This is a genomic window from Oceanobacillus chungangensis (genome assembly GCF_003369565.1).
Lineage (GTDB): Bacteria > Bacillota > Bacilli > Bacillales > Amphibacillaceae > Oceanobacillus > Oceanobacillus chungangensis.
Map to the genome: position 1 here is coordinate 150,746 of NZ_PIOD01000005.1, position 22,642 is coordinate 173,387.

Below are 22,642 nucleotides of genomic sequence, written 5' to 3' on the forward strand. Positions count from 1 at the left end.
CTCTAGCTGGACGTGGTCTTTCTTGTCACGGAATTGCAAAAGGAATATAATACTTTCCTATTTTGAATAAAGTTATGAGGCGATTTTATGGATACCGTCCAAAAGAAGGTTAGAATAACCTTGAGCGTAAGGATTAATGATCAAGGGCAGCTGGAAGATAATACATCAACACATATTGGTAACTATTATCGAAAAGGCAATATGGATGTTCTCACGTATGAAGAGAATATTGAAGACACTGCTGCGATTAATAATTTCATTACGATTCAAGCAGATAAAGTAAGCATCAAGCGTACTGGTGTTGTATCAATGACCCAGAAGTTCCGGGAGAATCAAATTACGGAAAATATATACAAGCATCCACATGGAACACTACATATGGAAACTTTTACAGATGCAATTACCCATCAGCAATTGGATGAGAATGATGGTGGACATTTAAGCATTTCCTATAAAGTGAAGCTGAATGGGCAAGAAGAACGTGCTCATGAATTGGTGTTACATTATAAAGAGGAGGATTCACAATGAACGTTTTAGAACAAACGGAAGAAACATTAAAACAAGAAATTAAGGCCGCTGTTCTTGGGGCAAAGCTTGCGACAGAAGAGGAGCTGCCAACAATTGTATTAGATAAACCAAAAGATAAATCACATGGGGATTTCGCATCCAATATTGCGATGCAACTTGCAAGAATTGCCAAGAAAGCTCCTCGCCAAATTGCTGATGAGATTGTAGCAAACTTAGATCAATCGAAAGCATCGATTGAAAAGGTTGAGATTGCTGGACCAGGTTTCATTAACTTCTTCATGAAAAATGATTTTCTGGGAGAAATCATTCCAACGATTTTAAAAGCGAATGATACATACGGAAAAACAGATGCAGGAAAAGGGAAACGGGTGCAAGTAGAATTTGTTTCTGTTAATCCAACAGGAGACCTTCATTTAGGGCATGCACGTGGAGCAGCATTTGGTGATGTATTATGTAATGTACTTGATGCTGCCGGTTATAAGGTTGAACGTGAATATTATATTAATGATGCTGGGAATCAAATCGATAATCTAGGTTTATCTGTTGAAGCACGTTATCTTCAAGAAATCGGCCAGAATGCTGAAATGCCTGAAGACGGTTATCATGGACAAGCAATCATTGATATTGCAAAAGCATTGGTAGCAGAATATGGCGATGAATGGGCAGCAAAGGAAAAAGCAGAGCGGATGGAATTTTTCAAGGAATACGGATTAAAAGCATCGCTTGCTAATATTGAAGAGGATCTTGAAGAATTTGGCGTTCATTTTGACAACTGGTTCTCTGAAAGATCGTTATATAAAGATGATAAAATTTCAGATGCACTAGAAACATTGAAAAAAGGCAGCCATATTTATGAGCAGGATGGTGCTACATGGTTTAAAACGACAGATTTAGGCGATGATAAAGACCGTGTTTTAATTAAAAATGATGGCAGTTTCACTTACTTTACACCAGACATTGCATACCATAAAGATAAATTGGATCGTGGCTTTGATAAAATCATCAACGTTTGGGGCGCAGATCACCACGGCTATATTCCAAGAATGCGTGCTGCAATTCAGGCACTAGGTTATCCAGCGGAGAAAATGGAAGTAAAAATTATCCAAATGGTGAACCTGTTTGAAGGTGGAGAAAAGGTTCGGATGAGTAAGCGTACAGGGAAAGCAGTTTCCTTAAAAGATTTAATGGAGGAAGTTGGTGTTGATGCAACACGGTATACCTTCATCACACGTTCCAATGATTCACAACTTGATTTCGATATGGATTTGGCGAGATCACAAACAAATGAAAATCCTGTTTATTATGTTCAGTATGCACATGCTAGAATTTGTACGATGCTAGAACAGGCTAAAAACAAAGGATTTGATATTGACGGTGAATATGATGTATCACGACTCACCGCTGAAAAAGAAGTAGATTTATTAAAGAAACTCGGTGAATTCCCACAAATGATTGCAGATGCAGCAGAAATGGAAACACCACATAAGGTAACACAATATGTCTATAATTTAGCAACCCTCTTGCATAGCTTCTATAATGCAGAGAAGGTGCTTGATCAAGATAATCTAGAACAAACAAGTGCAAGAATAGCGCTAATGAAAGCAGTTCGCATTACGATAGAAAATGCATTAAGATTAATTGGCGTAACCGCACCAGAGAAAATGTAATGAAAAACACGACTCCTTTTCTAAGTGAAAGGGTGGTCGTGTTTTTTATATAAAATGCGAATTAGTTGTAAAGTACAACTAGTACACGTTATAACTGAGAGCAATCCGGTTGGATTCTTCAATGAAAATCCCCGAAATAGTTTTTCAATAAAAGCTATTTTTTATAGAATAAGTTTCCAACTTTCCAACATTAATTTGAAATTTGAAAGATCGTTCTTTAATTTTGAAGAATATACAGTTTTTTGTGCAATCGACGGCTTTGAGAGAGGTATGGAAAGTTAGTAAAATAATAAATTTGATTACCATTCCAGCGGAAGAAATACACGTAGACTCCTCGAAAATAAAGTGCCATAGCTCGAGTAGGCTCGCCAGCTCCCTACGGAAAACGAAGTGTATTCCTGGAGAATAACCCGAGATCCCTTAGTGCAATAAACTAGTTCGCACTTTATCTAAACGTTAGTGGAGACCCGTTAATTCGCTACTACCCAACATTTCAATAAACCTAAAGAAAAGAATAAATTGAAAAGTTAAAAACTGATTGACTGAATGGTCATTCATTGTTAAAGTAGAAATAGAATTTAATAAGTTAAACATTTCAAATAAATGTAATCGCTAACATTGGATAGGAGAAAGGGGAACGAATAAATGGAGACGTTTCTTATAATCAACTGGATTGCATTTTTAGCAATTACAATTTATGCAGTTTATCTATTTATTAAAGTCGTGACCACTCGTATTGCTTATATAAAACTTGGGAAAAAATCAGAGTTTGATAGTGAAATCAAACTTCGTCTGCAACGAATCGTCAACAACGTATTTGGTCAATCTAAATTACTGAAAGATAAGAAATCGGGGACAATCCATGTGATGATGTTTTATGGATTTATCCTAGTTCAATTTGGTGCGATTGATATGTTTATTAAAGGATTATCTCCGGGAAACCATTTGCCATTTGGCGCATTTTATCCTGGATTTGTGTTTTTTCAGGAATTGGTTACCTTGATGATTCTAGTAGCAGTTGCTGGTGCTTTTTATCGTCGTTATATGGAAAAGATTGTCCGGTTAAAACGTGGGTTTAAAGCAGGACTTGTCCTATTATTTATTGGTACATTGATGATTTCCGTTTTATTTGGAAATGGAATGACACAAATATGGCTTGGGACTGAGCGGACATGGACAGAGCCAGTTGCAAGTGTGATAGCTACTGGATTTAGCTTTCTAACACCAACTGCAGCGCTGGTGCTGTTTTATATCGCCTGGTGGGTACATACAGTAACACTATTAACCTTTTTAGTCTATGTCCCGCAATCAAAGCATGCCCATTTAATTGCAGCACCTGTAAATGTTTTCTTAAGCAAAAAGAAACCACTAAAATTAGAAAAGATTGATTTTGACTTGGATGGTGAAGAAGAGGAGGAAGAAATCGCTTTTGGTGTTGGAAAAATAGAGGATTTCGAGCAGCACCAAATGGTTGATTTTTATGCATGTGTTGAATGTGGCAGATGTACCGATGTATGCCCAGCCTCTGGTACAGGTAAAATGTTGTCACCGATGGATATTATGATCAAGCTTCGGGACCACTTGACGGAAAAGGGAGCGGCAATTACAGGTAAAACCGCCTGGGTACCCTCCTATGCCTTCGCAAATTCAACAGGCAATCAGGCAAGTGCTGGAGGGGAAGCGGCTGCAACGATTCAGCATGCGAATCTTATTGGTGATGTCATCACAGAAGAGGAGCTCTCTGGCTGTACGACCTGTGGTAACTGTCAAGATGCATGTCCTGTAAATAATGAGCATGTTGGTACAATCCTTGATATGCGTCGTTACCTTGTCATGACAGAAGGAAAGATGGATCCAGATGCCCAGCGTGCAGTTATGAACATTGAACGCCAAGGAAATCCATGGGGCCTATCGAAGAAAAACCGTATTAAATGGCGTGAGGAAGATGAAACTGTATCTATTCCGACGGTAAAAGAGCTGCAAAAGGAAGGAAAGGATTTTGAATATCTTTTCTGGGTTAGCTCGATGGGATCTTATGATAGTCGTAGTCAAAAAATTGCACTAGCCTTTGCAAAACTAATGAATCAGGCGAATATTAGCTTCGCAATCCTTGGAAATACGGAAACAAACTCTGGAGATACTGCACGTCGAATTGGTAATGAATTCCTATTTCAGGAAATTGCTGAGAAAAATATTAAAACCTTTAAGAAGTATGACGTGAAGAAAATAGTAACGATTGATCCACACGCATTTAATCTTTTTAAAAATGAATATCCAGATTTTGGATTTGAGGCAGAGGTATATCATCATACCCAATTATTATACGATTTAGTGAAATCTAATAAACTACGACCGAAACGGGCAATCAACGAAAGATTGACATATCATGATTCTTGTTATTTAGGAAGATATAATGGCGTTTATGATCCACCAAGAGAAATTTTGCAATCAATTCCTGGTTTGGAAGTAGTCGAAATGAACCGCAGCCGTGAAAATGGAATGTGCTGTGGTGCTGGTGGTGGATTAATGTGGTCAGAAGAAACGACAGGAAACCGCATCAATGTTGCTCGGACAGAGCAAGCACTTTCCGTTGAGCCAACAATGATTTCCACTGCTTGCCCATTCTGTTTAACGATGATAACAGATGGGACGAAGGCAAAAGAAGTAGATGAAGATATAAGTACAATGGATGTTGCAGAAATTCTAGCTTTATCTGTTTTTACCGAAACGGGAGAGAAGATAGCGTAGAAACAGATTGTTCTGTAAAATAGAGTAAAGAAGGTTCCACTACTTTTATGGAAAAATATTGAGTAAGTTCAAGCAAATTGATAGATTTATAGTATTAATATAACGATATAATTAAAATTAATAGAAAAGGATGATTCAATTATGAAAAAGTCTGTTATTGTTTCCGGTGCTAGAACACCATTTGGTAAATTTGGAGGGACTTTAAAGTCATTAACTGCAGTACAATTAGGTGGAAAAACGATTCAAGAAGCAGTAAATCGTGCTGGATTACAAGGTTCAGAAATTGATGAAGTTATTATGGGAACAGTTTTACAAGGTGGGCAAGGGCAAATTCCTTCACGTCAAGCAGCAAGAGAGGCGGGGTTGCCATGGGAAGTGAAAACAGAAACGATTAATAAAGTATGTGCTTCTGGTATGCGTAGTGTTACCCTTGCAGATCAACTGATTCGATTAGGCGAAGAAGACGTAATTGTTGCTGGTGGAATGGAAAGCATGAGCAATGCACCGTATTATCTGCCAGATGCTCGCTGGGGGAATCGCATGGGCGATAAAACTATAAAAGACATGATGATCAGTGATGGATTGACTTGTACTTTCACAGGTGTACACATGGGGAATTACGGAAATTCAACTGCAGAAGAATTTGGATTAACAAGAGAAGCGCAGGATGAATGGTCTTACCGTAGTCATAAGCTAGCAAATAAAGCAATCGAAGAGGGAAAGTTTGCAGAGGAAATTGTGCCAATTGAAGTTCCACAACGAAAAGGTGAGCCAGTTGTTGTAGATACGGATGAAGCACCACGTAAAGATACGACTATTGAAAGATTGGCGGCATTACGACCAGCTTTTGATAAAGATGGAACAATTACAGCTGGAAACGCGCCAGGAGTAAATGATGGTGCATGCGCATTTGTCGTCATGTCAGATGAAAAAGCAGAAGAACTTGGAAAAACGCCACTGGCAACCATTTTAGGACATGCAGAGGTAGCGGTAGAAGCGGAGAAATTCCCACAAACACCAGGACTGGTGATTAATAAACTATTAGAGAAAACAGGGCACTCAATTGATGATATTAATTTATTTGAAATTAATGAAGCATTTGCTGCAGTATCGCTTGCAAGCAGTCATATTGCAGGGATAGACCATGAGAAAATCAATGTAAATGGTGGTGCAGTTGCACTCGGTCATCCTATTGGAGCGAGTGGTGCGAGAATCATCTTAACATTAATTCATGAATTAAAACGTCGAGGCGGCGGCTTAGGAATCGCAGCAATCTGCAGCGGTGGTGGACAGGGAGACGCTATTCTGATTGAAGTAGCAGGTGAATAAAGAAGCTCGAGGGGCTGATCAGAAGCGCTAGTAGGTATGGTTGGAGTTTTTATATTTTAGATGGGGCTTTCGTGGACATAGCTGGAGCTCTCAAGAGTATGAACGAAGCTCTCAAGAATTCGAGAATGGTAAGAGCTCCAACCGAATGCCTTTCCTAAGCACATGAAAAAAAGGTGAAAACTTTACCTGCATGGTTCGAATTCCAGTAAAAGATAGAAAGGAGCAAATAGTGGATGCCGATTAATAAGGTAATGGTAATTGGGGCTGGACAAATGGGAGCAGGAATTGCTCAAGTCTGTGCGCAAGCAGGATACGAGGTATTGCTACATGACATGAGTGAAGAAGCACTCAATAAAGGATTTAACAAAATTAAAGAGTTGCTGGCTCGATCTGTTGAAAAAGAGCGAATGAATGAGGCAGAGAGAGAGCAAACGTTAAATCGATTAATTCCAACGATGCAACTAAACGATGTAGCATCTTGTGATCTTGTGATTGAAGCAGTACTTGAGAATATGGAAGTTAAGGCTAAGATATTTCGCCAACTAGATGAAATTGCGCCAAAGCATGCCATATTAGCATCAAATACATCCTCACTGCCGATTACGGAGATTGCTGCGGAGACTAATCGTCCAGATCAAGTTATTGGCATGCATTTTATGAATCCAGTTCCCGTGATGAATCTAGTGGAAATTATTCGTGGCTTGCAAACGAGTGATGAGACATATTTGGCGATTGAAGCAGTAAGTAAAAAGCTGCAAAAAGTATCTGTTGAAGTAAATGACTTTCCCGGATTTGTTTCGAATCGCATTCTTATGCCGATGATTAATGAAGCGATTTATACGGTTTACGAAGGTGTTGCCTCACCGGCAGATATTGATACAGTCATGAAGCTTGGAATGAATCACCCAATGGGTCCACTCACATTAGCTGATTTTATTGGCCTTGATACTTGTTTATCAATTATGGAAGTGCTTTATGATGGATTTAATGACAGTAAATACCGCCCTTGTCCACTGCTTAGAAAATATGTTAAAGCTGGTTGGCTTGGTAAGAAAACAGGTAAAGGCTTTTACGAATATAGTTAAATGAAAGACCAAATACTGGAGGACACCAAGATATGGATCTTAATTTTTCAGCGGAACAAGAGATGATTAAAAAGCTTTCTCAGGAATTTGCAACAAAAGAGATTTCACCAGAAATTGAGCGAATGGAAGCAGAAGATAGATTTCCAAAAGAGGTCATCGAGAAAATGGGGGCAGTGGGATTAATGGGTATTCCTATTCCTGAAAAATATGGTGGGAGCGGAATGGACTATACATCCTACATTATAGCAATTCATGAACTTTCGAAAGTAAGCGCTACCATAGGGGTGGTATTATCTGTTCACACCTCAGTTGGTACTATCCCGATATTACATTTTGGGACAGAAGAGCAGAAGGAGCATTATATACCAAAGCTCGCCTCGGGACAATATCTTGGTGCATTCGCTTTAACGGAGCCTGGAGCAGGATCAGATGTGAAAAGTATGAAAACAACAGCAAGGGAAGAAAACAATCACTATGTATTAAATGGTTCCAAGGTGTTCATAACAAATGGCGGTGTGGCTGATACATTTATCGTGTTTGCAAGAACAAATAATGATCAATCAGCAAATGAGATCAGTGCATTTATTATAGAAAAAGATACACCTGGACTGATTATCGGAAAAAAAGAAAAAAAGATGGGACTTCAAGGTTCAAGTACGGTACAGCTAAACTTTGATAACTGTATTGTACCGAAAAGTCAGCTGTTAGGTGCTGCAGGTGAAGGATTCAAAATCGCGATGGCGAATTTGAATGTTGGACGAATTGGCATCGCAGCGCAGGCACTAGGTATTGCCGAGGCGGCACTGGAATATGCCGTGAATTATTCGAAAGAACGAGAGCAATTTGGAAAATCGATTGCGGCCAATCAAGGAATATCCTTTAAATTAGCTGATATGGCGTTAGAAGTTGAAGCGGCAAAATTATTAGTTTATCATGTCACATCATTAGTAGAGCAGAATATTGATTGTGGTAAAGAGGCATCAATGGCAAAAATGTATGCATCGAAAACCGCGATGAAAACAGCTATTGAAGCAGTGCAAGTTCTAGGTGGTTATGGATACACGAAGGATTACCCAGTCGAGAGATTTTTCAGAGATGCAAAAGTGACACAGATTTATGAAGGAACTAATGAAATTCAGCATATCGTGATTGCAAAACATTTACTACAATCGTAAACAGCTTGAGTTAGAAAGCTAGTGAAAGGGGAACGACCTATATGGATTTCCAGCTCACAGAAGAACAGGAAATGCTAAGAAAAATGGTGCGAGACTTTGCTAAGAAAGAAGTTGAACCTACTGCAGCTGAACGAGATGAGGAAGAGCGTTTTGACAGAGAGATTTTTGACAAAATGGCAGCGCTTGGTTTAACAGGGATACCATGGCCAGAAGAATATGGCGGGATAGATGCAGATTATGTCAGCTATTGTATAGCAGTAGAGGAGCTTTCAAAGGTTTGTGCATCTACAGGAGTTACTTTGTCTGCGCATTTATCGCTTGCAAGCTGGCCGATTTATAAATATGGAACTGAAGAACAAAAAAAGAACTTCTTATCCCGACTTGCTACAGGTGAAGCACTCGGTGCATACGCACTATCTGAACCTGGTGCTGGTAGTGATGTTGCTGCAATGAAAACAACAGCAAAAGCTGACGGCGAACATTATATACTAAACGGCAATAAGGTTTGGATTACGAATGGCGGAGTAGCAGACATATACATTGTATTTGCCAAAACTGATGAAGATGTCAAGCATAGAGGGATTAGCGCATTTATCATTGAGAAAGGAACAGAAGGATTTACTTTCGGAAAAAAGGAGAAGAAATTAGGTATTCGGTCTTCACCGACAACAGAATTAATTTTCGAAAATTGCCATGTACCAAAAGAAAATATACTTGGCGCGGAAGGCGAAGGATTTAAAATTGCAATGACAACGCTTGATGGTGGACGGAATGGAATTGCCGCACAGGCTCTTGGAATTGCGCAAGGCGCATTAGACGCCGCGGTAAAATATGCAAAAGAACGCGAACAATTCGGTAAGCCGATTGCAAATAATCAAGGAATCTCTTTTAAGCTTGCGGATATGGCTACAGAAATTGAAGCCGCAAGATTATTAACATACAAAGCAGCATGGTTAGAGTCTGCTGGACATCCATATGGGAAGGCATCCGCCATGTCTAAGCTTTTTGCTGGAGATGTAGCGATGCGAACGACGGTAGAGGCTGTTCAAATATTTGGGGGCTATGGCTACACAAAGGATTATCCTGTTGAACGCTACATGCGCGATGCAAAAATTACACAAATTTACGAAGGTACGAATGAAATACAGCGCCTTGTTATCGGACGGATGTTGACGAAATAGGATGTAGATTGGTGGAGATTAGATAAATTGCGGACTAGTATGGAGCCAAGGGCTCTCAGGCCGTTCGCTCCAGAAATACACTACGCTTTTCGCGGGGAGCTGGTGAGCCTACTCACGCTGTAACGTTTCGTAGTCTCACCTAGGCTCTTCTTCCCGCAGAAGTCTCCGTGTATTTCTTCCGCTAAGGTAGTAAAAAATCACATATAAAAGAGTGGCTTACCACTCATAAACGATCTTAATTGAAGTAAAGCAATGTAACCTTTCGAGGATTTTAACTTCTCTAAAGATCTGAAATCAAAATTATCACTGGTTCGCACTTTATATCAACATTGAAAATAAGGGGGGGAGCAAGAATGGAGCAAGTCAAGATTTATCGACCTGCAAATCCTGTTCGGTTCATCACTTCATCGAGTTTATTTGATGGGCATGATGCTTCTATTAATATTATGCGGAGGATCTTGCAATCTAGTGGGGCGGAAGTTATTCATTTGGGGCATAATCGTTCAGTAGAGGAAATCGTTCATGCTGCAATCCAGGAGGATGTTCAAGGAATTGCTATATCCTCTTATCAAGGCGGCCATGTTGAATACTTCAAATATATGGTTGATTTATTAAAGGAACTTGGGGCAAATCATATTAAAATTTACGGGGGTGGAGGGGGTGTCATCATCCCGCGTGAAATTAAGGAACTTCATGCTTACGGTGTTAATTGGATTTTTTCTCCTGAAGATGGGAGGAAGATGGGCCTGCAGGGGATGATAAATCGCATGCTCGAGGAAAGTGATTTTTTACCGCCGATTGAAGTAGAAAAGGATCTCGATGCCTTAGGGAAAGGTGAACGACGGGCCATCGCAAAATTTATTACATTTGTCGAGAGTGAAGCTGGTGATTCAGATGAGAAGCAACGTGTCTTGAAAATGTTAAAGGAAAAAGGCAATGAAAATATCCCTGTTCTTGGAATTACTGGTACAGGTGGTTCGGGAAAAAGCTCGTTAACAGATGAACTGATTCGACGGTTTATGAATGAGATTCCCGATAAAAAGGTCGCGATTATTTCGATTGATCCAACAAAACGAAAAACAGGAGGCGCCTTGCTTGGTGATCGTATTCGGATGAATGCAATTTTCACTGATCGGGTATACATGCGTTCCCTCGCAACACGTAATTCAAAAACCGAGCTGTCTACAGCTATTCATGATGTAATCGATGTACTTCGTGCAGCTGGCATTGATTTTATCATCATTGAAACTAGTGGAATTGGTCAGGGAGATGCAGCAATTACAGAAGTTACGGATCTTTCGATGTACGTCATGACAGCAGAATTCGGTGCACCGACACAATTAGAGAAGATTGATATGATTGATTATGCTGACTTCATCGTCATTAATAAGTATGAGCAAAATGGTTCTGAAGATGCACTTAACCAAGTGAGAAAACAATATGAACGGAGTCACATGCTGTTTCAGCAGGACAAAGTAAAATTTCCTGTGTATGGTACAATTGCAAGCCAGTTTAACGATTCAGGAACGAACGCACTGTTTGCCTCCCTGATTGATACATTGAATGAAAAATATCAGTGGAATGCAACGGTAGATTTTGATCGGCATACTATTGCAGAAAAGCAAAACATGATTATCACAAATGATCGTCGGCACTATCTTAGGGAAATTGCCAACCACATTCGGGTGTACCATGATAATGTAAGAAAGCAAAGTGAGATTGCCAGTAAGCTTTACCAGCTTGAAGGAACCATGAAAGTTATTGGGGAGGAATACGGGGAAGAAGAATTCAAACAAACGTTTGATCTAGATATTCAAAAAGTCAAACAAACGTTTGAACGATTTCATAAAACCCTTGACCCAGAAGTGAAAACGCTGCTTGGCACTTGGGGTGACCTTCAAGAAAGTTATAATCAAGAAACAATGACCTTCACTGTTCGTAATAAAGAAATTTCAATGGATATTGTCACAGAATCATTATCAGGATTGAAAATCCCCAAGGTAGCCTTTCCGAAGTTTAATGAATGGGGAGAAAGGTTAACATGGCTAATGAAAGAAAATGTTCCAGGTGCTTTTCCATTTACAGCTGGTGTATTTCCATTCAAACGGCAAGGGGAAGATCCGACACGACAGTTTGCTGGTGAAGGAATACCAGAAAGAACGAATCGGCGTTTTCATTATTTATCGAAAAATGATGAAGCAAAACGGCTGTCAACTGCATTTGATTCGGTGACATTATACGGAGAAGATCCTGCACATCGTCCAGACATTTTTGGGAAGATCGGCGAGAGTGGAGTGAATATGGCAACCTTGGATGATATGAAAAAGCTCTATGCTGGTTTTGACCTGACCGATCCATTAACTTCAGTTTCGATGACGATTAATGGTCCTGCACCAATCATTTTAGCGATGTATTTCAATACAGCAATTGATCAACAAGTTTTGATTTTTAAAGCGGAAAAAGGACGTGAGCCTAACAAGGATGAATATGAGACAATAAAGAAGGACACTATTCGAGTCGTTCGGGGCACAGTCCAGGCAGATATTTTAAAAGAAGATCAAGGCCAGAATACATGTATTTTCTCAACAGAATTTGCCCTGCGGATGATGGGAGACATTCAACAGTATTTTATTGATCATCAAGTCCGAAATTATTATTCAGTATCTATTTCTGGATATCACATTGCTGAAGCTGGTGCAAACCCAATCACACAGCTTGCATTTACCCTGGCGAATGGCTTTACGTACGTTGAATATTATTTAAGCAGAGGAATGGATATTAATAAATTTGCACATAACCTCTCGTTCTTTTTCTCTAATGGATTGGATCCAGAATATACGGTGATTGGAAGAGTGGCACGCAGAATTTGGGCAATTACGATGCGTGACAAATACGGTGCAAATGAACGTAGTCAAAAATTAAAATATCATGTGCAAACATCTGGAAGATCCTTGCATGCACAGGAAATTAATTTCAATGATATTCGGACGACACTCCAAGCATTACTTGCAATTCAGGATAATACAAATTCCCTGCATACGAATGCTTATGATGAAGCAATTACAACCCCGACTGAGGAATCAGTTAGACGGGCAATGGCGATTCAAATGATTATTAACAAAGAATATGGGCTCGGAAAAAATGAAAATGCATTACAAGGTTCCTTCATTATTGATGAACTAACAGACCTCGTTGAGGAAGCGGTGCTCCAGGAATTTGAGAAAATGAATGATCGTGGTGGTGTACTGGGTGCGATGGAACGTCAGTATCAACGTGGGAAAATTCAAGAAGAATCCTTTTATTATGAGAGGAAAAAGCATTCCGGTGAATTACCAATTATCGGTGTAAACACATACCTAAATCCAAATCCACCTTCAGCAGAGGAAATAGATTCGATGGAGCTTGCACGTTCATCGAAAGAGGAAAAGGAACACCAAATAACGGAGTTAAATAAATTTAAGCAAAAAAATAAAGAATACGTTGACGAAGCGCTGAACCAATTAAAAGCAGTTGCAGCTGATGGGGGAAATATTTTCAAAGCATTAATGGAGACAGTCAAAGTAGCAAGTCTCGGCCAAATTACTAACGCACTATATGAAGTAGGAGGACAGTATAGAAGGAATATGTAATAAGAAAGGTGAAGGCGACTGTCCTAAAGCGGACGCATAAGCAAGGGACCGAAAAGCACGCGGTCTTGTAGTGTCAATTGCTTATGTCGGTAGCTTTTAGGAGCCTGAACTGGCCAAAGAAAAGTATAGCGGGCTTGACCAGCGACGGAGGACAGAGACAAGGGGCCGTAGAGTGGTGGTTTACCCACTCGGAGTGTCCATTGACTATGACCATAGTCGCTAGCCCCACGCGATACTAGCAAAAGAAAGGTGAAGGCGACTGCCACTTCTAATTGTGTTTATCTTCAAAAGTTGAGAAGCAATGCAAGCTTCCAACTTTTTTGTTCTCGAATTATAGCATAATCATAATAAATATGATTATAATGTATGTATGTTTATTTTATATGAAAAATGTTATAGTATAGTATGGATAAAATTGAATTCATTGTTAAATAACTATGTGATAAAGCTAGCAATATATAAGTAAAGGGAGTGCATGACCGTGAGCTTAAAAGATCTTAGCCACGAGGAAATAAAAGGAATGTCATTAATAGAATTAACCGGGATGATTTTAAAAGAAGAAAAAAAAGCCCTCCATTTTAATGAAATTTTCGATAGAATTTCCGAGTTTAGAGAATTCACGAATAAAGAGAAGGAAAAGAAAATTGCTCAATTCTACACAGATATGAATATTGATGGTCGTTTTACGACAACGGGTTCAAATATGTGGGGATTAAGAAGCTGGTATCCTGTAGAACAACAAGATGAAGAAGTACATGCTCCAGTGAAAAAGAAGAAGACAGTTGCGAAGAAAAAGAAAACACCAATTGAGAAAGATGCTGCATTCGATGACGAGCTTGGAGAATTGGATGATGAGGACGATTTAGATTTAGACGAAGTTATAGATGATGAGGATTTAGATGTTGAAGATGAAGATCTAGATAATTTCATTGAAGATTTCGATGATGAAGAGATGGAAGTAGACGAAGAAGATTAATTTTTCCATGGCTGCTTGACTTTTTATAGCTCAATGAGTAAAATTTTACTTGGGCTCTATAATTTAAATTTTAATGCGTTTCCCCGAAGGACGGGGGGGCGCTTTTGTTTTTTAATTTAAGGGAATACGTATCGTGTTAGTATAGCTTCCTAGTGATTTTAGGGACTTATAATTGTATCTTTTTAGGTAATTAATGAAGTACCAGCTTCTTAAACTAAAAGGCAGCTATGGTTGTTACTAAGAGTTAGTGACATCCAGGTTTGCGAATTATAAACGAATAAAATTCAATATCATAGTGAGGAAAGAGGGATTCATCGTGACGAAGTATATTTTTGTTACAGGTGGCGTAGTTTCTTCCTTGGGAAAAGGAATAACCGCTGCATCATTAGGACGTTTATTGAAAAATCGAGGGTTAAAGGTAACGCTCCAAAAATTTGATCCATATATAAATGTTGACCCAGGAACAATGAGTCCATATCAGCATGGGGAAGTATTTGTAACACAAGATGGTGCGGAAACAGATCTTGATTTAGGACATTATGAACGATTTATTGATAATAATTTAAATAAATATAGCAATATTACAACAGGGAAAGTATATTCCAATGTTATTCGCAAAGAACGACGCGGAGACTATCTTGGCGGTACTGTCCAAGTAATTCCGCATATTACAAATGAAATAAAAGACCAGGTCTATCGTGCTGGAGAAGCTACAAACGCTGATGTCGTAATTACGGAAATTGGTGGAACCGTTGGTGATATCGAATCATTGCCATTTCTTGAAGCAATTCGTCAAGTTAAGAAAGAAGTTGGTCGTGACAGTGTAATGTACGTGCATTGTACTCTTATCCCGTACATTAAAGCTGCTGGTGAAATGAAAACAAAACCAACTCAACATAGTGTAAAAGAATTACGATCATTAGGAATTCAACCAAATGTCGTTGTTTTACGTACGGAATATGAAGTAAGCAAGGAAATGAAGGAAAAGATCTCTTTATTCTGTGATATTGATGTAAATGCTGTAATCGAAATGCCAGATGCAGACACACTTTATCAAATTCCTTTAACTCTACAAGATCAACAGCTTGATCAATTAGTTTGTGATCATTTTGGTTTAGATTGTGGGCCTGCTGAGATGACAGAGTGGACTGAACTTGTTAATAAAGTTAGAAATCTATCGAAAACCATTGATATTGGTTTAGTTGGTAAGTATGTAGAATTACCAGATGCATACCTATCTGTTGTAGAATCATTGAAGCACGCAGGTTATGTATATGATGCTGATATTAACATTCATTGGATTAATTCGGAGCAATTAGATAAGCAAGCAATTGAAAAGGAATTAGCGAATGTTGATGGAATTATCGTACCAGGCGGATTTGGAAATAGAGGTATCGACGGCAAAATAGAAGCGATTCGTTATGCTCGTGAGAATCAAATTCCTTTCTTTGGAATTTGCCTTGGCATGCAGTTAGCGTCTGTTGAGTTTGCACGTAATGTTGTTGGCTTAGAAGGAGCGCATTCTGCGGAAATCAATCCAAGTACACCACATCCAGTTATTGATTTATTACCAGAGCAAAAAGATATCTCTGACCTTGGCGGAACGTTACGACTTGGTGCGTATGAATGTAAATTGAAGGATGGTACAAAGACGAAAGCAGCATATGATGGAGCAGATTCTGTCGAAGAACGCCATCGCCATCGTTATGAATTTAATAATGTTTATCGTGAACAAATGGAAGAAAAAGGATTTATCTTCTCGGGAACAAGCCCAGATGGTAGACTAGTGGAAACTATTGAGATACAAGACCATCCATGGTTCGTTGCATGTCAATTCCATCCAGAATTCACATCACGACCAACCAGAGCACAAGGCCTATTCAAAGGCTTTATTGAAGCATCAGTACAATACAATAGCAACTAAAGCTAAACCTCGAGTAAGGGATATTACCCCTTACTTGAGGTTTTTTTATTGATAACAATACTATAATAGAATTGGACTGCGACTCCACGTCCCAACAAATAAATCTGTTGCTATTTACAAGTAATGGAGCATAAATGAGTAGTTGATAATAAGAGAACTAATTACATTTGTAATTTTAGATCTGGTTAGCAGTTGCTATTTATATACGAGTCGCCAGAATCTACTAGAACAACTTCGATAGTTAGCGGGCTTGCCAATCTTTTGTCGTTAAATTCTGTACTATCCCCAGCGGAAGAAATACACGAAGACTCCTGCGGGAGGAATGGTCTAGGTGAGACTCAGAAGTGCGTCAGCACAAAGAGGCTCACCAGCCGCCCGCGGAAAGCGAAGTGTATTTCTGGAGCGACATCCAAGGAAGCAAATATCATCCAAAGTTAGTCCGCAGTTTATATAAATTTAACCTTAAATTATAGTTTACGGAAGCCTATAGTCGCAAGTAGCTATACGATAGGAAGTTGTTTACGTAGCAGCAACTAATAGTGCACTTTTCTGTAATTGTAAAAAAATGGCAATACAATTATTACCATTTTTGCAGGAATAATAGGGTAAAATATCGAACCATAGTGTAAGAGGATGAATCTATGCTGTAGGGGGCGATTAGAATTCATATCAAAAAGATTTTAATAGTAGACGATCAACCAGGTATCAGATTATTGTTGACAGACATCCTAAGCAGCGAAGGATATCAAATAATGACTGCGGCAACAGGAAAAGAGGCGCTAGATAAAATTTACTCGAACACATTTGACCTCATCATTTTAGATTATAATATACCTATTATTGATGGAGAAAAGCTATTAGAGACACTAGAAAAAGAGAATAAAGAAGTCGCAACTATTGTTATAAGTGGTCTAGTTGAGAAAATTATGGATAAAGTAGAGCAAAGTAAACTAGTAAGGAAGGTAATTGCAAAACCTTTTAATATCAGTGATTTTCGTTTGCAAGTCCATTCAGTTTTAACAGAAACTGATTAAAATTGTTTTTCAGAATCTTTAAGTTATAGCTAAATTGTTGCACCTGTCTCTAGTACTTGGTATTCTTAGAGTGTATAAAAATTTAGGTAGATGAAGCGTACTTATCTAAAGGAGGAAATGTAATGCCATTAGTATCAATGAAAGAAATGCTAGAAAAAGGGAAAGAAAATGGCTATGCAGTAGGACAGTTCAATATCAATAACTTGGAGTATATCCAAGCTATTTTGCAAGCAGCCGAAGAAGAGAAGTCACCAGTAATTCTTGGTGTTTCTGAAGGTGCTGGAAAATATATGGGCGGTTTCAATGTAGTAGTAGCAATGGTAAAATCTTTAATGGAATCATATGGTACAACTGTTCCAGTTGCAATTCATTTAGATCATGGAACAAGCTTTGAAAAAGTTGCACAAGCAATTCATGCTGGATTCACATCTGTAATGATTGATGCATCACATTCACCAATCGAAGAAAACATTGCAATAACTAAACAAGTTGTTGAGTTAGCTCATATCCATGGTGTTTCTGTTGAGGCAGAAGTAGGTACTGTTGGTGGAGAAGAAGACGGCATAATCGGCGGAATTCAATATGCAGATCCAGCGGAATGTGAACGTCTAGTATCAGAAGCAGGCGTTGATTGCTTAGCTCCGGCACTAGGTTCTGTACATGGACCATACCAAGGTGAACCAAATCTAGGATTTAAAGAAATGGAAGAAATTTTAAATCTTGTTAACGTTCCATTGGTACTACACGGCGGAACTGGAATCCCTACAAAAGATATCCAAAAAGCAGTTTCTTTAGGTACTGCAAAAATTAACGTAAACACTGAAAACCAAATTGCACAAACAAATGCTGTTCGTGAAACACTTGCAGCTAAACCTGACATTTACGATCCACGTAAATACTTAGGACCAGGCACAGAAGCAATTAAAGAAACAGTTAAAGGTAAGATGCGCGAATTCGGTTCATCACAACAAGCTTAATAAAGGATATTCACAGTTTTATTAAATTTAACATCAGCAACGGAGTGAGATTTCACTCCAGCTGGTGTCTTGTTACATATATATTTCAAAATATTCCGTGAAGATTATTATCATTTTGTTTTTCATATTAAATTATAATGGGGGAATACAAATGAAATTCTTTATTGACACAGCAAATATTGATGAAATCCGTTCAGCAAATGCATTAGGAGTACTTGCAGGTGTAACTACGAATCCAAGTCTTGTTGCAAAAGAGGCAGGCGTATCATTCCATGATCGTCTAAGTGAAATTACAGAAGAAGTATCTGGATCTGTCAGTGCAGAAGTTATTTCTGAAGACGCAGAAGGTATGATTAGCGAGGGGAAAGAATTAGCGGCAATTGCACCTAATATTACAGTAAAAGTTCCCATGACTTTAGAAGGACTTAAAGCGGTAAAAGCTTTCCACGATCTTAATATTAAAACAAACGTAACATTAATCTTCAATGCTAACCAAGCACTTCTAGCTGCACGTGCAGGGGCCAGCTATGTATCTCCATTTCTAGGTCGTCTAGATGATATTGGACATAATGGAATGGACTTAATTGCTACGATTGCGGAAATTTTTGATCGTCATGATATTAAGACAGAGATCATCGCTGCTTCGATTCGTCATCCATTACATGTTATCGATGCTGCATTAAATGGCGCACATATTGCAACAATTCCTTACAATGTATTAAGTCAACTTATTAAACATCCATTAACAGACCAAGGAATTGAGAAATTTTTAGCAGACTGGAATAAACAAAATTAAGGTATGAATATCTCTAATTTGTAAAAACTAGAACTAAGCGGAGATTCCCAATTTAGCAACTTATTACTTTGCTGAATAGGGAGATTACTTATCACGAAGATAAGACAAATTTTGGAATTTCATAATGCAAAAAAGTGCTAAGGATGTTAGATGGATCATACATCATAAGAATTACATAAACGAGAAAATCGGGCAGGGTATTTTCTGTGCTTTCAACTCGTTGTTTATATCTCCAACTAATCATCCTAATTTTCTCCTCAACTATTTACAGACGTTCGTGCGATTTCATCAATCATACAGATGAAATCAATTTCATTTTATACAAGTAGTATTTGTATAACGATTGGCTAAGTCTATATTTTCCAAAATAAGCAAAAAAAAGAAATGACGTGTGTTCAAATCTGATTTGAACAACCTCTAAAAGCGGGGTTATTTATATGCAAAAGATGTTAATTGAAGGTGGCCATTCATTAAATGGTATGGTCCGGATAAGTGGAGCCAAGAATAGTGCAGTTGCTTTGTTGCCTGCATCCATATTAGCGGATTCACCAGTTACCCTGGAGGGACTTCCAGAAATTTCCGATGTTCACACATTAGGAGATTTGCTTGAGGAAATTGGTGGTCAAGTATCTTGGAATGGACAAGCAATGACGATTAATCCAGAGAATATGGTTGCAATGCCATTGCCCAATGGAAAAGTAAAGAAGCTCCGTGCCTCTTACTATTTCATGGGAGCAATGCTTGGAAAATTTAACAAGGCAGTAATTGGCCTTCCTGGAGGTTGTTATTTAGGACCACGTCCGATTGATCAACATATTAAAGGTTTCGAAGCTCTTGGTGCTGAAGTTACGAATGAACAAGGTGCAATTTATTTGCGAGCGAAGGAACTAAGAGGTGCAAGAATTTATTTAGATGTTGTTAGCGTTGGAGCAACAATTAATATAATGCTTGCAGCAGTTAAAGCTAAGGGAAAAACAATTATTGAAAATGCTGCAAAGGAACCAGAGATTATTGATGTCGCTACATTGTTAACGAATATGGGTGCGAAAATTAAAGGTGTAGGTACAGATGTTATACGAATCGAGGGTGTACCAACACTGCATGGTTGTAAGCATACGATTATTCCAGATCGAATTGAAGCTGGAACATTTGCTATTGCAGCAGCGGCTCAAGGTAAAGAAGTAATTATCGATAATGTAATTACAAGGCATATCGAACCCTTACTTGCAAAGCTTAGAGAAATGGGTGTTTCGATTGAAGAAAGCGATGAACAATTGCTAATCAGACCACAAAGAATATTGAAAAGCGTGGATATCAAAACTTTGGTTTATCCGGGGTTTCCTACAGATCTTCAGCAACCTTTTACTTCGTTGCTGACGAGATCAACTGGTACTGGAGTCGTGACAGACACTATTTACTCTGCCCGATTAAAGCATATAGATGAATTAAGAAGAATGAATGCAATGATAAAAGTTGAGGGTGGATCGGTAATTGTCGCAGGTCCTGTTCAATTGGAAGGTGCAAAAGTAAAGGCAAGTGATTTACGTGCAGGGGCATCATTAATCGTAGCAGGACTTATGGCGAATGGTATCACAGAGATAACAGGCTTAGAACATATTGATAGAGGCTATGAGAATATTACAGAGAAACTTACTGGTCTCGGTGCAAGAGTATGGAGAGAAGAGATGACGGAAAAGGAAGTTATTCAATTCCAGAACTCATGATGTGAAGCTTCATTATTATCCTTGGGGAATATCCCTTTGTAAACCTTATTTAATAAAGTAATTCTTTTGGGATGAGAATATTTTATTAAAAAGGGAGAGGTATACTATGGAAAGAAGTTTATCAATGGAGATTGTTCGTGTTACAGAGGCTGCTGCATTATCATCCGCACGTTGGATGGGAAGAGGCGTAAAAGATGAAGCAGATGATGCCGCGACAACTGCAATGCGCTCTGTCTTTGATACAATTCCGATGCAAGGAACGGTTGTGATTGGCGAAGGAGAAATGGATGAAGCGCCAATGTTGTACATTGGTGAGAAGCTTGGAACAGGAGAAGGTCCTGGGGTTGACGTTGCTGTTGATCCATTAGAAGGAACCGACATTGTTTCCCAGGGATCTTGGAATGCTCTATCTGTTATCGCGATAGCTGATAAAGGTTCGTTGTTACATGCACCAGATATGTATATGGATAAGATTGCTGTCGGACCAGAAGCAGTTGGGAAGATTGATATTAATGCACCCGTCATTGATAATTTAAAAGCAGTTGCAAAAGCAAAGAATAAAGATATAGAGGATATTGTTGCAACTGTATTAGATCGTCCGCGACATGCACAATTGATTGAAGATATTCGTAATTCTGGAGCTAGAATAAAACTAATTCCAGCAGGCGATGTTGCTGCAGCAATTAATACAGCCTTTGACGATACCGGTGTTGATATTTTATTAGGAAGTGGTGGAGCTCCTGAAGGGGTACTTGCGGCAGCAGCATTAAAGTGCTTAGGTGGAGAAATTCAAGGCAAGCTTCTTCCTTCTAATAACGAGGAAATAGCTCGTTGTCATGAAATGGGCATTACCGATCTTGATAAAGTATTTTACATGGATGATTTCTGTAGTGGTGATGATGTAATTTTTGCTGCAACGGGAGTTACAGATGGTGAATTGCTGAAGGGTGTACAATTTAAAGGCTCTAATGCAACAACATCGACCGTTGTTATGCGAGCAAAAAGTGGAACAGTTCGCTTTATTGATGGAAAACATAGCTTGCAGAAAAAACCTAATCTTGTTATGCAGCCATAAAAAGACTTGCACAAATAATGAAAGGAAGCCAAATAAGAGAGGCTTCCTTTCCTTTCATCCATGCGATTGTTTTTCAACTCTATTTATCTAGCAAGGGCTAGATAGATAGAGCATACGTATAACTAATGTACAGATTGCGGCGAATGAGAAGTTATTATCTTGGAAGAAAAAAGTTTCTTACTCTTTCTAATAAATTACAAAGGAAATTTTACACAATTAGTAGAATTTCTATAAATAGTATTGAATAATACTGATGAAAAGCGTATTATAATAAATGTTTAAGATAGAGCCTTCTTGGTAAGTATATTTATACTTGAATAAAACCGCTACCATATTTACGCTTAGAGAATAATTCAGCTAAGTTATTTTTAATACTTCTGACTTAAGCTTCTGCATAAATTCTACATCTCTCAAAGGACATCTTCCATAAAAGAAGTAGAACGATTAATTTAATTTAATGATAATGCTATTATTTTAGCAGAGTACAAAAGCTTATAGCTAGTTTAGCGAAGTACGGACTGCGCCCTAAAGGATAAGGAAGGCTTCCTTGAGAAACATCGCACAGAAAATGTGTTTTCTTTTTCAAGGACGTGGGGTGTTTCAATATTGACTTTCACCACAAAGGGTATAAGTGCGACTAAGTCTCATGTGTAACCAATCGGCAAGTCCCTTAGATTGTCATGAGGTGAGGGAAGTCCCGCTAAAGCTTAAGCGTTGGAGCTGGACATGGCTGTTCCGGCATAAGAATTACTTCAGTTAATATGAAACTTTCCTATCTAGATAAGAAAGTATCA

Annotated in this window: 15 protein-coding genes; all 15 read left to right on the top strand. The window is 38.6% G+C overall.

All coding sequences use genetic code 11. The features are described from left to right. The first annotated feature begins 87 nt into the window (after nucleotides 1-87). The 15 genes from CWR45_RS04600 (at nucleotide 88) to glpX (ending at nucleotide 21,848) form a co-directional block, all read left to right on the top strand. A complete protein-coding gene (locus CWR45_RS04600; RefSeq protein ID WP_115748628.1) occupies nucleotides 88-528 on the top strand; it encodes a YwiB family protein in 441 nt (146 codons plus the stop codon). Beyond that, nucleotides 525-2,195: an arginine--tRNA ligase gene (argS, locus tag CWR45_RS04605; RefSeq protein WP_115748629.1), complete on the top strand. Its 1,671-nt coding sequence runs from the start codon at nucleotides 525-527 to the stop codon at nucleotides 2,193-2,195. Before CWR45_RS04600 ends, argS begins: the two co-directional genes overlap by 4 nt. Nucleotides 2,196-2,840: 645 nt before the next feature. Further along, on the top strand, nucleotides 2,841-4,943 hold the full coding sequence (locus CWR45_RS04610; protein ID WP_115748630.1) for a (Fe-S)-binding protein: 2,103 nt from the start codon (nucleotides 2,841-2,843) through the stop codon (nucleotides 4,941-4,943). A gap of 141 nt (nucleotides 4,944-5,084) precedes the next feature. Continuing rightward, a complete protein-coding gene (locus CWR45_RS04615; protein ID WP_115748631.1) occupies nucleotides 5,085-6,272 on the top strand; it encodes an acetyl-CoA C-acetyltransferase in 1,188 nt (395 codons plus the stop codon). A 233-nt stretch (nucleotides 6,273-6,505) separates the two neighbouring features. Further along, nucleotides 6,506-7,357, top strand: a complete 852-nt coding sequence (locus CWR45_RS04620; RefSeq protein ID WP_115748632.1) for a 3-hydroxybutyryl-CoA dehydrogenase — start codon at nucleotides 6,506-6,508, stop codon at nucleotides 7,355-7,357. Nucleotides 7,358-7,389: 32 nt separating this feature from the next. Next, entirely contained in the window at nucleotides 7,390-8,532 is a 1,143-nt protein-coding gene (locus CWR45_RS04625; RefSeq protein ID WP_115748633.1) for an acyl-CoA dehydrogenase, read from the top strand. 41 nt (nucleotides 8,533-8,573) lie between these two features. Next, a complete protein-coding gene (locus CWR45_RS04630) occupies nucleotides 8,574-9,713 on the top strand; it encodes an acyl-CoA dehydrogenase (RefSeq protein WP_115748634.1) in 1,140 nt (379 codons plus the stop codon). 353 nt (nucleotides 9,714-10,066) lie between these two features. Beyond that, nucleotides 10,067-13,342: a fused isobutyryl-CoA mutase/GTPase IcmF gene (icmF, locus tag CWR45_RS04635; protein ID WP_115748635.1), complete on the top strand. Its 3,276-nt coding sequence runs from the start codon at nucleotides 10,067-10,069 to the stop codon at nucleotides 13,340-13,342. 481 nt (nucleotides 13,343-13,823) lie between these two features. Then, the gene (gene rpoE, locus CWR45_RS04640) at nucleotides 13,824-14,318 is read left to right on the top strand and encodes a DNA-directed RNA polymerase subunit delta (protein ID WP_115748636.1); all 495 of its coding nucleotides are present in this window, start codon (nucleotides 13,824-13,826) and stop codon (nucleotides 14,316-14,318) included. Between the two features lie 316 nt (nucleotides 14,319-14,634). After that, nucleotides 14,635-16,242: a CTP synthase gene (locus CWR45_RS04645; protein ID WP_115748637.1), complete on the top strand. Its 1,608-nt coding sequence runs from the start codon at nucleotides 14,635-14,637 to the stop codon at nucleotides 16,240-16,242. Between the two features lie 683 nt (nucleotides 16,243-16,925). After that, nucleotides 16,926-17,276, top strand: a complete 351-nt coding sequence (locus CWR45_RS04650) for a response regulator (protein ID WP_281271835.1) — start codon at nucleotides 16,926-16,928, stop codon at nucleotides 17,274-17,276. 122 nt (nucleotides 17,277-17,398) lie between these two features. Continuing rightward, nucleotides 17,399-18,253 carry a class II fructose-1,6-bisphosphate aldolase gene (fba, locus tag CWR45_RS04655; RefSeq protein WP_115748639.1) on the top strand — a complete coding sequence of 285 codons (855 nt, stop codon included), beginning with the start codon at nucleotides 17,399-17,401 and terminating at the stop codon, nucleotides 18,251-18,253. Nucleotides 18,254-18,404: 151 nt separating this feature from the next. Continuing rightward, nucleotides 18,405-19,049 (top strand): fructose-6-phosphate aldolase, encoded by a 645-nt coding sequence (gene fsa / locus CWR45_RS04660; protein WP_115748640.1) that lies wholly within the window; start codon nucleotides 18,405-18,407, stop codon nucleotides 19,047-19,049. 437 nt (nucleotides 19,050-19,486) lie between these two features. After that, nucleotides 19,487-20,773 (top strand): UDP-N-acetylglucosamine 1-carboxyvinyltransferase, encoded by a 1,287-nt coding sequence (locus CWR45_RS04665; protein ID WP_115748641.1) that lies wholly within the window; start codon nucleotides 19,487-19,489, stop codon nucleotides 20,771-20,773. Between the two features lie 106 nt (nucleotides 20,774-20,879). After that, a complete protein-coding gene (gene glpX, locus CWR45_RS04670) occupies nucleotides 20,880-21,848 on the top strand; it encodes a class II fructose-bisphosphatase (RefSeq protein ID WP_115748642.1) in 969 nt (322 codons plus the stop codon). Nucleotides 21,849-22,642 lie beyond the last annotated feature (794 nt).

Coding starts and splice junctions, on each gene's coding strand:
- CWR45_RS04600 (WP_115748628.1), top strand. CDS start 88: ATGGATACCGTCCAAAAGAAGGTTAGAATAACCTTGAGCGTAAGGATT.
- argS (WP_115748629.1), top strand. CDS start 525: ATGAACGTTTTAGAACAAACGGAAGAAACATTAAAACAAGAAATTAAG.
- CWR45_RS04610 (WP_115748630.1), top strand. CDS start 2,841: ATGGAGACGTTTCTTATAATCAACTGGATTGCATTTTTAGCAATTACA.
- CWR45_RS04615 (WP_115748631.1), top strand. CDS start 5,085: ATGAAAAAGTCTGTTATTGTTTCCGGTGCTAGAACACCATTTGGTAAA.
- CWR45_RS04620 (WP_115748632.1), top strand. CDS start 6,506: ATGCCGATTAATAAGGTAATGGTAATTGGGGCTGGACAAATGGGAGCA.
- CWR45_RS04625 (WP_115748633.1), top strand. CDS start 7,390: ATGGATCTTAATTTTTCAGCGGAACAAGAGATGATTAAAAAGCTTTCT.
- CWR45_RS04630 (WP_115748634.1), top strand. CDS start 8,574: ATGGATTTCCAGCTCACAGAAGAACAGGAAATGCTAAGAAAAATGGTG.
- icmF (WP_115748635.1), top strand. CDS start 10,067: ATGGAGCAAGTCAAGATTTATCGACCTGCAAATCCTGTTCGGTTCATC.
- fba (WP_115748639.1), top strand. CDS start 17,399: ATGCCATTAGTATCAATGAAAGAAATGCTAGAAAAAGGGAAAGAAAAT.
- fsa (WP_115748640.1), top strand. CDS start 18,405: ATGAAATTCTTTATTGACACAGCAAATATTGATGAAATCCGTTCAGCA.
- CWR45_RS04665 (WP_115748641.1), top strand. CDS start 19,487: ATGCAAAAGATGTTAATTGAAGGTGGCCATTCATTAAATGGTATGGTC.
- glpX (WP_115748642.1), top strand. CDS start 20,880: ATGGAAAGAAGTTTATCAATGGAGATTGTTCGTGTTACAGAGGCTGCT.